We start from the raw sequence: 13,040 nt of genomic DNA, 5'->3' as shown, positions 1-13,040 counted from the left end.
CGTGCTAAGAAGCAGGCGGGGCCCCTGGGCGAGCATCTGCCGAGATCCGCAAAGTTGGCATTCCAACGACGTCGTAGGTCGCAGAAGCCACGGAAATTCCTTCGCCATCGAGGCCCGACAAGATGTCCCGGCTGATCGCGTCCTTCAGCTCGCGAACACCGTGGATTGGAGCGAGAAAGCGAAGCGTCAACTCGAGCCAATTGTCGGTCAATCGCCAGTAAACGCGGGGATCAAAATCCGACATTGTGTGACCGTAGACGCGCTTCATTTCGTCCGAGAACTCTTCGGCCGTCGACTTAAAACCCGCGGTATGCGCCCGCGCGGCGTCGACCAGCAACTCCTCGACCCTTGATCGGTCATCCTGGTACCGTACCGGTATCTTAATCTCATCCCATATAAACGGGAATTCTCTGGTGTAGTTGTAGACCGGCTCGTCGAACACCTTGCTGTTCGACACAGTCACGATGCGTCCCGTATATTGACGGCTTCTAATCCACATTGCAGGCGAATCCGACTGAACGGGTGGAGGTTGCCCCATCTCAAGAATGGTAGTCTGCATGAAACTCAGCGCGATCACGTCTCCGCGGACGCCTCCCATCCATCACGATGCGATCACCGAGGTTGAATGTTCGGCCCCTTAGGATCACGAAGTATCCTGCCGTTGCTGTCATGACCTTCTGCAAAGCAAAAGCGAGCCCCGCCGACAGAAGGCCAGCGGCGGTACCGAGCCGCGCTGGATCATCAAACCAGATCGAGAGCACACCGAGGACGAGGGTCACAGCGAGCAGAAGGTTTATCGCCTGCCGCACCCAAAACAGGACTCTGTGCCAACTGACCAGTCTTTGCCCGGCGCGACGACTCTGCGCAGCCCCCACCCGAGCGCAAGCACGCATCCTAAGGCCGATCGTCAAGAGAAGCTTATGTGCGTTTTCGGGCGTCGCGCCGATCAGAGGGACACCGAAAAGCTTGAACCCGGGTGCGTGTGAGGGTTCCACCTCTGCTCTCATGCTGAATCAAAGATGCTGTGACGACGCCGCGGAGGCCACGGGGTTCCACTCGCCGCCACGCAACGATGCCGAGAAGACCGCTTCCCTGGCTCAGGCGGTGGCTCCGGCCACCCTATCCGTCCGGGACGTTCGCGCCCGAGGACCTGGACGCCTTCCTGGTCCGCCTGCTCGATGGCGCCATGCCCGTCGCGGCCGCCGGGCCCACCCAGGCTGTCCCGAGCGCCGCAGGCTGGCCTGGCTGCGGCTCGGTCGAGGTCACGCGGGCGGTCCTCGACAGCCGCCCGACGCGGATGGCCGGGTTCGCCTGCCAGCGCGGCTACATGGCCCTTCTTGCCGACCTGGAGGAGGTCCGTCCTCGTCCGCGGCGCCGACATCGGCGGCTCACCACCGAGGGGTGGGCAGACAGGCTGCGCGTCGCCGACAAGGTCACCCGCAAGCTGATCGCAGGCGGTCACCTGCGCGCCGTCACCGTGATCAACCCCGTGAGCCGCTGCCCGGTCACGATCGTCCCGACGGAGGATATCGAGCGGTTCAACGCCGAATTCGTCACCTGTTCGCGCTCGCTCGCCAGCAAGGCCGGCATCACATGGCGTCAAGAAGGAGCTCGAGGCCGCCGGCGTGAAGCCAGCGATGGATCCGGAGGAGACCGGGGCAACAATCTACCGCCGCCGTGATCACGAGTTCTGAAACTCCTTCATGTCGAGGCGCAGACCGGCTTTGTTTGCTTGATCTGCCGTGACGTAAGGCAGGCCGTAATAGCTTAGTGTCGGGCTCCAGTGCCCCGTCTGGCCCGGGTACGGGAAGGCATAGGTGCCTCCACCGGCAGACGCTTCCCGAGATATTACAATTGCCGCAAGCTTTCCGGCCCTATCGAATACTAAATCGGAGACATAGCCGTAACCCTGGCCTGCCTGCAAACGCGCGTAGTCTCCAATTATTTTCGAGATCGAGAACTCGTGTGACTCTTCTTGCGCCCGACCGGGATCAAAAAAGAGCCCATATTCTCGGGACCTCAAGTCGGAGAAGTCCGCCACGATAGCGCCTTCATGAAGCGGCCGTAGTACCCGCTTGAACGGAATTCGAGAGATGAACTCCGGTTCGTCTTTGGTTCTAAATCCCTCAACGACCAAGGAAACGATCTGCCCGTCGTCTGCAACAATCACGTTTCGGACGCTCCCCAAATACTCACCTTTCAGCGAAAACACCGCACTCCCGAGCAAGCGGGAGGCACGGTAGCCGCTATAAACCGTGTTTGCGAACTGCTGGGATTGGGCCGGCTGTTCCATCCCAACCGGCTTCGCCGTCTCGGCTCGTCCGATACCGGAAAGAGCTGAGTTTGCAATTGCACCAAGAAGAAGTGCGAGGGCGATCCTGCTCTTACCACGCATTCCAATACTCCTGCGACCTGAGATGCGACCGTTGCTCCTTACTCACAATCGCTTGCGGCGCTTCTAGTTCTACGCATCACCCAACAGATGGTCCGCTGCCGTGCCAAGCACAGGGAGCCCGCGTCCAACGATGAGCCCTCCCTGGAAAGCGCAGATGCGCCCACGAGCCAGCGAAGCGTTCAGCATGCTTTCGCTCACGATCCGTTTCGTTCCCGGTGCTTGAGCGCCTCAGGTAGACGAAGTCGCAAAGCCTGTGGGTCAGGTCCTGCTGATTGTCAGGTTTCTCCTGACCCACCTTCACTTCAGCCTGACTGTGACACGGAGAGCACCCTCCCCACATCTGGACAAACGGTTTTCGCACGGAGGCGATCATGTTGAGGGAAGAACTCGAAAGCGGGCTTGCGCCGTCAAGTCAGACGCGATCGCTCAAACCGGCACAGGAAGCGCCGCCTGCCCGCCGATCAAGCAACGATCTGATCCGTCGGCTATCATCTTCATCACGCAGCCTGCTGATTGAACGTTGCAGCGAGGTACGCCTGACCCCGAGACAAATGTTGCAAGAGCGGAATCTCCCGCTAAAGTATGCCTACTTCCTCGAAGACGGCGCAGCCTCCTTGACCGCCAGGGCCGGAGATTGCCTTCCAGTTGAAATCCAGACCATCGGAGCCAAGGACTTCATCGGCATTGCTTTGATCCTTGGAATGCGTGTCTCCTCTCACCGGTGCATCGTTCAGGTTCCGGGCAGAGCGCTGCAAATAGAAGCTGATGCACTGATTGAACTGGTGAGGACACGCACCGAAATCGAAAAATTGCTGTTGCGCTATGTTCAGGCTACTCTGATCCAAAGCTCGCAACTTGCAGCGTGCAACTCACGACACAGCTTGCAACAGCGGCTGGCTCGGTGGCTGTTGGTTGCACAGGACAAGTTAGCCTCTGACGAAATCCCGCTCACGCATCGATGCATGGCGCAGGCACTCGGAGTACGGCGCGCTGGCATCACAGCAACCATGGGCGAAATGGAAGGGCGAGGCATCGTCATGCAACGCCGTGCTCACATCGAGGTTGTGGATAAGGCGCGCCTGAAGGAGATGTCCTGCAACTGCTATCGTGTGATCTTGTCTGCCCATGAGAACTCCCTAAGTGCGACCGATACGCGAGAGATTTGTTCGTAATTGCAAGCTGGTCACACTGCGGCGGCGGCACTCCAGAGCGAATCTGTCTCCGGTGCCTTGACCGAAGCAGCCAAGCCGTCAGTGTGGATGCCTGTCACCTCAAAGCAGTTCTCTGAATCAAGCTGTGTTCGAAGTCACGAGTTCAGCTGAGCCATGGGTACATCGATCGTCACTTTTAGCCCGCTATTCCCCCAACTGCGTGTCAGGGATCCCCTCAAGGCAATGATGCTTTTCGCTGCGAGATGAGATCCGAAACCGCTGGTCTTTGGTTCACCCGTAAGCAGCGGGCCGCCACTCTCTTTCCACGTCAGGCGAACGCGATCACCTTCCTGCCAAACGACGTCGAGCCTTCCCCCGGGCAATGAGAACGCGCCGTATTTGGCGGCATTTGTGGCGAGTTCATGGAAGATGAGTGCGAGCACGTTGGCTGCGTTCGGGCCGATCGGGATGTCAGCACCTTCCAGCCAACTCGTGTGTCCTGAGTACGGTAGGAGTATAGTCTTAAGAAGACCCTTTAGAGTTGAGCGCGGCGCGTTTCGTTCATCCGAAGGAGTGCGCATTGTGTCATGCGCCGCTGAAAGCGCCTGCAACGTGCCGGCCATGGCTTGCGCTAACTCTTGAGCCGTACTTTCGCGATGCGCCGCCATATTTAGCAGCGACTGAACAACGGATAGTACGTTCTTCATTCGGTGCGACATTTCCCTAACAAGCATTTCCTGACGCTCGAGCGCCGCCGCCAATTTTCGGTCGTGGTCAGCCAGCCGGAGTGCCAAGCCTGCAAACGACGCCATCTCGGTTGCGATCTGGGCATGGTTAGCGTCGAAATGACCTTCATCTTTAGAGACAAGCCACAAGGTTCCAAGCGGCTCCTCTGCACCCCTGTAGAGAGGAACGAGCAGACATTCAGGCAAGGAGACGTTCGCGTCCTGAAGCCACTGGTAGACGCGCTCGGGCCTCTGCACCAAAATGGGCTTCCTCTGATCAAGGGTAACGCCACAGGGGCTGTAGAACCTTGGCGTCACCGCGCCATTGAACTGCTGCAGGTCCCCGCGAAGGTGATGCCATCTGAAAATGCCAGGTGCAGGCTCAGTCTCATAAAGGCTCATGCCGCCAGACACCGCTTCGCACTGATCCATAGCCGTATCAACGAGAACGGGGAGCAGTTGCTGCGGATTGTCAATCATAGCGCGGGCGAGATCCCGCATGGGCAGCCGCTCCTGAAGAAGTCGCGGACGCACCGCACCCCTGAGGGCAAGCTGATCAGTGATGAAAACGGATGCGACTTCGGGCTGCATTGCCTTGTACCCCGCTAAGCGTCTACCAACCGATCACTGAAGACAGCCTACTATTTTGATAACCAGAAACATCAGTCCGGAAAAATACGGAAAAAGGGATCAAAGGGAAACATCGTCGCCTCTCCGGCTAGGGCTCGTAGAACGTAGAGCATAGAACGAGCACAGCCTCTTGGCACGTTTCCTCAGGAGGAGCTATCGTGTCGGGCAAGCTGGCCCACGCCGCGGGTCTCGGCTTTGTCATGCGACGGGTCCCTCTTGCTCGGCGATTCGGTCAAACGGCACGGTGAGCAATACCCGTTGCCGCCCGTTCCTTGGCCATTGTCCACTTGGATGGTCCTGTCAGGATCTGCACCATGATGGTCCCGTCGTCCGGCTTCGCTTCGCGGGCGACCAGGACACCGCCCTGGCCTGAAGCAGGACAGGGCCCGTGTGGCTGCGGGGCAAGACTACGAATGTTGCGGGTGTACTTCTGATCATCGTCGGGCTGCTGGTCGCAACCGGCCGTACTTGTTCGCGCTTCGGCAGCAGCCAGATGGCCGACTCTTCCGCCAAGACACTGGTCGGCCCATCCTACTTGGCTTGGAGGTTCTCGTTGCCGCTGACATCATTAGAACAGTCGCAGTCACTCCGACGCCAACGAGTGTGGCCGTACTTGCTGGCGTTATGCTGATTAGAACCTTCCTGAGCTTCAGTTTGGAGGTCGCACCTGAAGCCCCCTTCCGTGGCAGGAAAGGACCGAGAGGGGCGCGCGCCAAGCACCAGCCGGGCCCTCCGCCGCCGGGAGGGCTAACACAGCCGCGTCGCAAAGGTCAGTTAATCGCCGCCAGCGGATAGCCGGACGCGAGGCGTGGCACTTTCTTGCAGAAACTTGAACTCGATTCGTCGCCGCACAAGCGGTTAGCTGCGGCGCCAACCTGCACTATACTGCGGAGCCGCTAATACCCTATAGTCGTGACTAACACGTCAGTTCTAGGTTCTAACCCAAAGCAAGGAAGCGAGAATACCAAGGCTCATCAAAACCGAAAATCCGATAAGCCACCATGCACTACCGAGGCCAGACCTGCGCTGTCGCTCCGCGCCAGGCCAAGCCCTCACCTCTTGCGCAGCAGCTAGGCGAACCTGAGCTGCACTATCCGGCGATCCGCCTGCTTCGTCGTCTGTCCCGAGCGGAGCCGCCGCAGGATCCGTGGCGTCGACCTTCTCCCGGCTCCCCCCCTGATCAATCGCGATACGCAACTGGTCGGTCGTCTCAATAGGTACATTCGCGTCGAGCACAGAACGGCGTGGTGGTGACGCAGCGGATGCATGGTTACTATGGACACTCGAAGCCATCAATGGGCCTTCCTTCGCCGCATGAATCTCACGTTTCCGTTGGCTCACCGTATGCCCGACAATCTCTGTTAAACTCTGATGCGTCATTCGAGCCAGCGTCTACTCGGGCTCGAGCGACTCGTCGGACTGGATCACTGGCTTTGGCTTTGGAGTTCGCTTCCGGAAAGGGGGGACCTAGCTGATCCGCTTCTTGCCGGCGGCGCTCGACTTGCCCGCTCACGTTCTCGTTGAGCCTGGCGATCCTATCTGCTCGCGTCATCTGCTTCGCCTTTTTCTGTTGCGGGGTTGTTTGTTTCGTCGCCATTTCAAAGAACTCGCCAACGCTGTCGTTTCACGGCAACCCGCCTTCGCTCTCTCCTCCCAAAACGCCTCCCGTCGGGAAAGGTTCGAGTGACGGAGTAGCGGGTTCGATACGGTCTTGTGCCTTCCGCTTATGGGCACGGTCTCCAAAGCAGCATCGCGTTGATCTCGGTTGCCGCAGCCCGCCGCCTTAGCTCCTGTTTTTCAGCCCGGCAAAGCGAAAGAGACCACCTGATCACTCACCTTCGGCAAAAGGATCGAATTGCCGCCCACCACAAATGTTACGTATTCTTTCCCGTTGTAGTTATAGATGGCCGGCATGGCGACAGCCGGCGCATCGACCAGGTTACTCCACAATTCCGTACCCGATTTCAGGTCCAAAGCGCGCACCCGCGAATCCATCGATGCGCCTATGAAGATCAGGCCTGATTGGGTAATCGCGGGTGCTCCGATCGTCACCGAGCCCCAGGATTTCGGCATGTAGAACCCGTATTTCTGCACTTGCCCAAAAGGCTCATTCCACAGACGCTTACCCGATTTCAGATCATAAGCTGCGATCATGCCATAAGGCGGATTCCAGCACGGCATACCGGCCCAGTTGAGGAAGGTCTCCAGTTTGAAGCCGTATGGAGACCCCTCCTGAGCGTAGTAGCCTGAGCTTTCGCCATTTTGCGCCTGTTGCTTGAAATCTTCGCGCTTGATCAGCCGATAGATCTGCACGACGCTGCTGGAGTTCACGACGAACACGCCCGTGCGCGGATCGATGGCGCCGCCGCCCCATTCGGTCCCGCCCGTTGTCGGAGGATATGTGATCGTGCCCTGCAGACTGGGAGGCGTAAAGCGACCGTCGTAACGCAGCTTCTTGGCTTCCCGGCTGCAACTGCCGAAGCCGATCCAGTCGGCGAGCGGAAACACGCCCGGCCATTTGTCGGGTATCGTGGGAGCTGGCGTCGCCACATACGGCTGTGTTGGCGAAGCCTCTTCGCCCGGGACGTCAGATTTCGGCGCCGGTCGTTCTTCGATAGGATAGATCGGCTCCCCGGTCTCGCGATTGAGGACGAACAGGAAGCCTTGCTTTGTCGTCTGCACTAGCGCAGGGACCTTCTTTCCGTCCTTCTCCAGGTCGACCAAGGTGGGCGCTGCGTTGGTATCGAGGTCCCAAATGTCGTGGTGCACGAGCTGCCGGCTCCAGACCATCTTGCCTGTCTCCGCATCGAGTGCCGTTACGGAGGTTGCCAGCGGGATCTTCTCCTTCCGATCCCCTCCGTAGAAGTTGGGGCTCGGGGAGCTCACCGGGATGTAAAGGAGTCCCCTTTCGGCGTCGATCGAGATTGATGCCCAGACGTTTGAGGTCCCACTGTGCTGAGCAATGGTGGGGTCGAGCGCGTGAAAGGTCCATTTCAATTTTCCGGTGCGGGCGTCGAGCGCAAATACGGTACCCGGGGGAGCCTGCTCGTCAGCCCAGTCCTTGCCTGCCCAGCCGAGATAGAGTGTGTCATGATAAACGGTCGGCGGCTGCAGAAGCGATAGCGGCCATTTCGCATTCACGGTGTTCCACTGGTTGACATCGACCATGCCATGCTGACCGAAATCGCTGCAAGACTTGCCGGTGTCGGCGTCGACGGCGTAGAGCTTGGCGTCCATCGTGCCGATGTAGACAATCTTCTGGCACTCCATTCCACCTTGCACATTCTCGGCCTGCCAGTAGGCTACGCCGCGGTTCTTCAGGTCCGGCTGCGTCAGCGCTTTGAGCACCGCGTGGGGGTCGAACTTCCATTTCTCTTTTCCGGTACCCGGATCGAGCGCTACGATCCGGTAGAACGGAGTGCCGACATACAGGGTTTTGTTGACAAACAGCGGCGTCGCGGACCAAACGCTCATTGGCTTCTCGCCAGTACCATCAGAGACGTCGCCCGTGTGGTATTCCCAGGCCTTCCGTAAGCCCTTAACGTTCTCGGGCGTGATCTGGTCGGCCGTCGAAAACTTCTGTGCGTTGAGGTCACCGTTGAATGTCGCCCACGTGTTCCGCGCGTTCATCCACTTGTCAGGTCCCTTGCGTGAGGGCTGTACCTGAGCAGTCGCCTCGGAGGAGCCTTCCTCTCCTCTCGGCAGTCGGTTGGCAGAGCCATTTGTTGCAACTCCATCCTGGCCGACAGACAATGGTTCGCCTGCAGTCTGCGCCGGGCCCTTTGATTGTCCGAATGCGAGGGAGGGGGCCGCAAGGAGCAGGAGGCACGCTGCCAAAGAGAACGAAATTCCGTGGGTTGTACTCATCTGTTGCTCCTTGAAGAGGCGAGTAAAAAATTATTCTGGCTCGGATTTGAGAGAATGTAGACAATCCATCCGACGAGCCCGAGTGCCATGGATCCGACGAGGATTGGCGTCTCCAGGAAGTAGGCGGCAAATGCGGTGCCGAGGAGATCGAACAAGACGAGGACGGCAAGAACGACCCTTAGCCATTTGCGTTTGTGTTGATAAAGCGCGAGGAACAGAGACGCCGCGGCGAGAAGGAGGGTGGTGACCAGCACGAGATAGGCTCCGCCGGAATGGGCGATTCCATTGCCCTGATCAAAAGTGGCGATCCCTGCCACGATGCAGCCAGCTAGAGAACTAGAGAGCAGCACCCAAAGCCCATAACTCGTGGGCCGAGCCGATGTTCTAACCATTCGTTTCCTCACGTTTCTCTTCTGTGGTCGCAGCCGGCCGAGGACGGAAGCGTCCAGTTTCAAATCGGCATTCGGTAGCCGTAGAATTCATGATCCTCGTTGTAACCGCCCTGTCCGGCGCCGAGATCGCTAAACTCGCGTACGAACTCTATGGCTTCGATCCATTTGACCATCTTGAAGCCCAGTTCGTTCTCACACCGGAGCCGCAGCGGCGCGCCGTGCAGCACACTGAGCGCATGACCGTTCATTTCGTAGGCCAGGATTGTCAGGCGGTGACGCATGTTGAACATCTCGTGGACGTCGTAGTAGCGGCCTCCGTCAGAGCCGTCCGCGAGCGAGTAGAAGACGGCGTAGCGAGCCTCTGGAAAGGGCTTCACCGCATCAAGGATATCGCTCATGCGCACGCCGCCCCACTCGGCCACGCCCGACCATCCTTGGATGCAGAAATGGGTGGTGATCTGTTTCTGCTTCGGCATCCGCTTGAGATCGGCCAGCGAGAATTCCCGGCTAGTCTCCACTAGCCCGCCGACCCGCAAGCGATAGTCGCGAAACTTGCCTTCGAGCAGACGTTCGTATTCGGCGGAGTTGGGCATAGTGCCGTTCGGCCAGAAATGCGGCGATATGTCAGATTTGCGCAACTCCGCGGTCGGTGCCCACCACTCCGCGACGGCCTTTATCCAGCCGACCATTAGACGCCCTGTCTTTTGCACCAGACGGGCGTGCTTGACCGTGAACGGCGAAGCGGCCCACCAAGCCAAGCCCACCAAAATGAGCGCCAGCAGGAACAGCGGAAATCCGACCCAGTGCTGGCTCTTCACCCCAGCGAACATGTGGTTGGTATTTTCCCGCAACCCAGTGATAAAAACCATTATCCCGTGCGCGAGGATGAAGAAGACAAACCAGGTGAATGAGATAAAATGTATCGAGCGGGCGACCTGCCGGTTGAGCACGGTCCCGAGCAAGCCTAGACGGTTGGAAATCGCAGGAGCCTGCAGGAGTCCTGTCGCAATGGAAACCGGCGCCGCTATGAAGACCGTCACGAAGTAGCTGAGCTGCTGCAGACCATTATAGCGGGTCCAGCTGGATTCCGTCGGAAAGTTCAGGGAGGCGTACTGGATGGCGGTCGAGAGGGCGTTCGGGAAGACGTCCCACGTCAGGGGCACAAGTCTCAGCCACTGATCCGTGGAGAACAGCATGATGTAGAAGACGACGCCGTTCAGCACCCAAAGAAGATCAACAGAGAAGTGCCACCACCTGGCGAGGCCAATGGTGTGGCGCAGCCCGGGAATGCCGAGCCAGCCCAGAAGGCTCACCGCATCGTCCTTTGCGGTCCAGATACGATCCTTGGGTACGGGGTGCTGAAACCGGAACCACTCTGTACCTGGCGTACAATCCCTGTTCCAATACAGGCGAGGATGATCGGCCAGTATCTGGATGCCCGCCCTCATGATCAACATCATGAAGAGCATGTTCAAGAAATGCTGGAGCTGGAGCCACCATGGAAAACCAGTATCGACGGAGGGTGCGTTTTGCGCGATTCCTGGATACCGTCTGATGAAGTCTTGGACGGTTGAGAGCTCTCGAAGATTTTGCGCCAAGGCTATCAGGAGGACTAATGCTGCAGCGCCGAGTGGGATGACCCACAAAACGTTGAACCATCGATTCCCGAGCCGGATGTGCGGAACGATGCCCTCACGGGGTGGCGTCCATTTCGAAAGCACGATCCGATCATCCGCCGAGCTCAACGTGTCGTTGATTGCTCCATCCCGCGCATGTTTGATTTCGACAGAGTCGTGCATTCTGCCTCTCGTCGCTCTGACGGCCCGCTCTGCGGATCTCGAACGCGAAGTGTTCTAGGGAGCTGCGTGCGTGGGAGCTCGCACCACAGTTTCGCGGCAGCGACAACAACGGTACCTAACAACATGAACGCAGGATCTTGCGTTCCGACTTATCGCTGTGCATTGTGCGGTAACGGACCAACCAAAGACTGCCGCCGGGGTTCAGCTCAGAACCCTTCTCTCTGGCTATCGTCTTAGCTCCTGCCGCCGCGCTTTGGCCTCTCTGGACCCGCACAGGCTGCTCGGCACCCTTTGCTGCGTCTTCAAGCATGGCGATTTAACCACAGTGCGGTCGTGCCCGTTTAGGGTGGGTCGCTGCGCGAGGGCTAGTAACAGGCACTCGATCGCATACGCCAACGCTCATCAGTCGGGTACCACGACAACAGCTTCACTCGGCTATCCGGGCGTAGATTTTCTTTGCGATCACCTTCAGGGCGCGCCTCTTTTGCTCCTCCGACAACGCCGCATTGTTTTTGATTAATGGACAGAACAAGCCGATCATGAAGTTTGTCAGCGCAGCGTCGGTCGCGTGAGGATAGCGGCTCTTCAGCCCATAAAGGATGGTAGGTATTGCTCGCCCCCCCTGCGCGGCAATGAGCTTAGAATAAGATCTGATCTCCGTTTGGGTTTGAGGTATTGCCAACTCCGAGTGGTTCGGATGAGGTGTGGGGCACTCCAGGGCTTTGGCTCGTTCCGAGCTCACTAACACAACGGACGCAGCAATTATCCCGGCCGCTACATTTCCGATTCGCTTAGTGGACACGGCATCTTCTCCAACGACGACTTATGAGCTCTCAACGAAGAGCCGCGTGCGAGCCTGCCAGAGTTCCGCACTGACAGACTCCTGAAACGCCACGTCTCTCGCACGTATCGCTATCGAGCCCCTCGGTTTGAACGTGTTCGTCGAACCTACGGATCGGCTTCGCCCGCCGTGGCGCTCCCTGACGAGAGCTAGAGAAGCACCTCACCTGCCGCGAAGGCTAAGACCAGGAATATCAAGAAAACCGCGACGGCCGCGAAAAATAGCCACTTGGCGATCGCAGATGCGCCAGCGGCGATTCCACTGAAGCCCAAGAATCCGGCCACAATTGACACTAGAAAAAATATCAACGCCCACTTCAGCATGCCACGCTCCTACTGGCTTCGTCACAGACAGGTATGCCAATTCCGTGACTGATAGATCGAGGCCGACGGTTCGCAAAGCGCTGTCGGCCTACCCCGCGACAATCGCCATGAGTTTTTGGCGTTCCGATCAAAACGCCTGCCACGGTACACGGTGGGTGCGCTAACGTACTCCTGACTAGCACTGCATTTGAGCAATTGCCTGGCCGAGAACTCCGCGCCACAATGAGATATGCCTTGGCCTCACGTTGGTGCAGGACTGTCACTGGTCGTCGCGGTGATCGAGCCGCGGCCGAGTCGTTTGCGCAAAGTTTGTCCGCTTCCGCAACGGCCGGGAGCTCGCTTCGTAGCTGAAGCTCGTTTTGCAGCTCAAGAGCTGCACTCAGCCGCCACCAGCGACTGCAGCCAGCACTGAGGTACACATCCGTACCGAGTGTCTCTGCAACGGCACCGCCGCTCGCGCATTTCCGTTGATGGAATGCAGCAAGGAGCAGAGCGCATGAAGACTTGTTATCACTCGAATAAATGGTGCGGCGCGGCCGCCGTGTTGGCTCTGGCGGTCCCGATTGGAGCCGCGCAGGCAGCGCCGATGCAGGCAGCGCCGATGCAGGCAGCGCCGATGATAACGGCGAGTGGAGCAGCCAAAAACGATGCCAATCTGGTGAAGGTTCAATGGAGGCATGACCGCCGCCATGGTTTGCACCATTGGCGGGACGGATACCGGCACCGCTATGGTCGGGGCTGGGGTCCAGCCGTAGGCGGCTTTGTGGCAGGTGCGGCGATTGGAAGCGCCCTCGCCAATAGCCGGGCGCAAGCCGCTGAGAACAACACGTATTGTTCCCAGCGGTACAAATCGTACGACCCGAGCTCCGGGACCTACATGGGCTACGACGGCATCAGGCACCCGTGTCCCTAGGCCG

At 58.7% G+C, this 13,040-nt stretch carries 11 protein-coding genes; 4 read left to right on the top strand and 7 right to left on the bottom strand.

Annotation, left to right across the window (positions count from 1 at the left end; all coding sequences use genetic code 11):
• Positions 1-4: 4 nt before the first annotated feature.
• Complete coding sequence (locus BcanWU425_RS37385; protein ID WP_268738924.1) at positions 5-577, bottom strand: mechanosensitive ion channel family protein; 573 nt, start codon at positions 575-577, stop codon at positions 5-7.
• 609 nt (positions 578-1,186) lie between these two features.
• Here BcanWU425_RS37385 and BcanWU425_RS04210 point away from each other — a divergent pair.
• Positions 1,187-1,681, top strand: coding sequence for a hypothetical protein (locus tag BcanWU425_RS04210; RefSeq protein ID WP_231189975.1), 495 nt, complete (start codon positions 1,187-1,189; stop codon positions 1,679-1,681).
• Here the strand turns inward: BcanWU425_RS04210 and BcanWU425_RS04205 are convergent, their stop codons facing one another.
• Positions 1,682-2,395, bottom strand: coding sequence for a PRC-barrel domain-containing protein (locus BcanWU425_RS04205; protein ID WP_204512639.1), 714 nt, complete (start codon positions 2,393-2,395; stop codon positions 1,682-1,684). It abuts the gene before it with no gap.
• A gap of 371 nt (positions 2,396-2,766) precedes the next feature.
• Between BcanWU425_RS04205 and BcanWU425_RS04200 the strand changes: the two genes are divergently transcribed.
• Positions 2,767-3,567: a Crp/Fnr family transcriptional regulator gene (locus BcanWU425_RS04200; RefSeq protein WP_231189973.1), complete on the top strand. Its 801-nt coding sequence runs from the start codon at positions 2,767-2,769 to the stop codon at positions 3,565-3,567.
• A gap of 134 nt (positions 3,568-3,701) precedes the next feature.
• Here the strand turns inward: BcanWU425_RS04200 and BcanWU425_RS04195 are convergent, their stop codons facing one another.
• Complete coding sequence (locus tag BcanWU425_RS04195; protein WP_231189971.1) at positions 3,702-4,862, bottom strand: sensor histidine kinase; 1,161 nt, start codon at positions 4,860-4,862, stop codon at positions 3,702-3,704.
• A 429-nt stretch (positions 4,863-5,291) separates the two neighbouring features.
• Between BcanWU425_RS04195 and BcanWU425_RS04190 the strand changes: the two genes are divergently transcribed.
• Positions 5,292-5,696 (top strand): DUF1622 domain-containing protein, encoded by a 405-nt coding sequence (locus tag BcanWU425_RS04190; RefSeq protein WP_231189959.1) that lies wholly within the window; start codon positions 5,292-5,294, stop codon positions 5,694-5,696.
• 1,002 nt (positions 5,697-6,698) lie between these two features.
• On the opposite strand, the gene BcanWU425_RS04185 is transcribed toward BcanWU425_RS04190, so the two are convergent.
• The 4 genes from BcanWU425_RS04185 to BcanWU425_RS04170 all read right to left on the bottom strand — a co-directional run bounded on the left by BcanWU425_RS04185 (position 6,699) and on the right by BcanWU425_RS04170 (position 12,123).
• Positions 6,699-8,531: an outer membrane protein assembly factor BamB family protein gene (locus tag BcanWU425_RS04185; RefSeq protein WP_231189956.1), complete on the bottom strand. Its 1,833-nt coding sequence runs from the start codon at positions 8,529-8,531 to the stop codon at positions 6,699-6,701.
• A 233-nt stretch (positions 8,532-8,764) separates the two neighbouring features.
• Positions 8,765-9,085 (bottom strand): hypothetical protein, encoded by a 321-nt coding sequence (locus tag BcanWU425_RS04180; RefSeq protein WP_204512645.1) that lies wholly within the window; start codon positions 9,083-9,085, stop codon positions 8,765-8,767.
• A 134-nt stretch (positions 9,086-9,219) separates the two neighbouring features.
• Positions 9,220-10,959, bottom strand: a complete 1,740-nt coding sequence (locus tag BcanWU425_RS04175; RefSeq protein WP_231189954.1) for a molybdopterin-dependent oxidoreductase — start codon at positions 10,957-10,959, stop codon at positions 9,220-9,222.
• A gap of 990 nt (positions 10,960-11,949) precedes the next feature.
• Positions 11,950-12,123: a DUF1328 domain-containing protein gene (locus BcanWU425_RS04170; protein ID WP_204512647.1), complete on the bottom strand. Its 174-nt coding sequence runs from the start codon at positions 12,121-12,123 to the stop codon at positions 11,950-11,952.
• Positions 12,124-12,598: 475 nt separating this feature from the next.
• On the opposite strand from BcanWU425_RS04170, the gene BcanWU425_RS37665 reads away from it, so the two are divergent.
• A complete protein-coding gene (locus tag BcanWU425_RS37665) occupies positions 12,599-13,036 on the top strand; it encodes a BA14K family protein (RefSeq protein WP_445818650.1) in 438 nt (145 codons plus the stop codon).
• Positions 13,037-13,040 lie beyond the last annotated feature (4 nt).

It is taken from the genome of Bradyrhizobium sp. WU425, assembly GCF_021052305.1.
Classification (GTDB): Bacteria; Pseudomonadota; Alphaproteobacteria; order Rhizobiales; family Xanthobacteraceae; genus Bradyrhizobium; species Bradyrhizobium canariense_D.
Note: the sequence above shows the minus strand (reverse complement) of the source record. Positions and strands in the feature narration are given on the sequence as shown.

What these genes read in the sequence shown, in the direction of transcription:
- BcanWU425_RS04210 (WP_231189975.1), top strand. Translation starts at nt 1,187, where the DNA reads ATGCCCGTCGCGGCCGCCGGGCCCACCCAGGCTGTCCCGAGCGCCGCA.
- BcanWU425_RS04205 (WP_204512639.1), bottom strand. Translation starts at nt 2,395, where the DNA reads ATGCGTGGTAAGAGCAGGATCGCCCTCGCACTTCTTCTTGGTGCAATT.
- BcanWU425_RS04200 (WP_231189973.1), top strand. Translation starts at nt 2,767, where the DNA reads ATGTTGAGGGAAGAACTCGAAAGCGGGCTTGCGCCGTCAAGTCAGACG.
- BcanWU425_RS04195 (WP_231189971.1), bottom strand. Translation starts at nt 4,862, where the DNA reads ATGCAGCCCGAAGTCGCATCCGTTTTCATCACTGATCAGCTTGCCCTC.
- BcanWU425_RS04185 (WP_231189956.1), bottom strand. Translation starts at nt 8,531, where the DNA reads ATGAACGCGCGGAACACGTGGGCGACATTCAACGGTGACCTCAACGCA.
- BcanWU425_RS04175 (WP_231189954.1), bottom strand. Translation starts at nt 10,959, where the DNA reads ATGCACGACTCTGTCGAAATCAAACATGCGCGGGATGGAGCAATCAAC.
- BcanWU425_RS04170 (WP_204512647.1), bottom strand. Translation starts at nt 12,123, where the DNA reads ATGCTGAAGTGGGCGTTGATATTTTTTCTAGTGTCAATTGTGGCCGGA.
- BcanWU425_RS37665 (WP_445818650.1), top strand. Translation starts at nt 12,599, where the DNA reads ATGCAGCAAGGAGCAGAGCGCATGAAGACTTGTTATCACTCGAATAAA.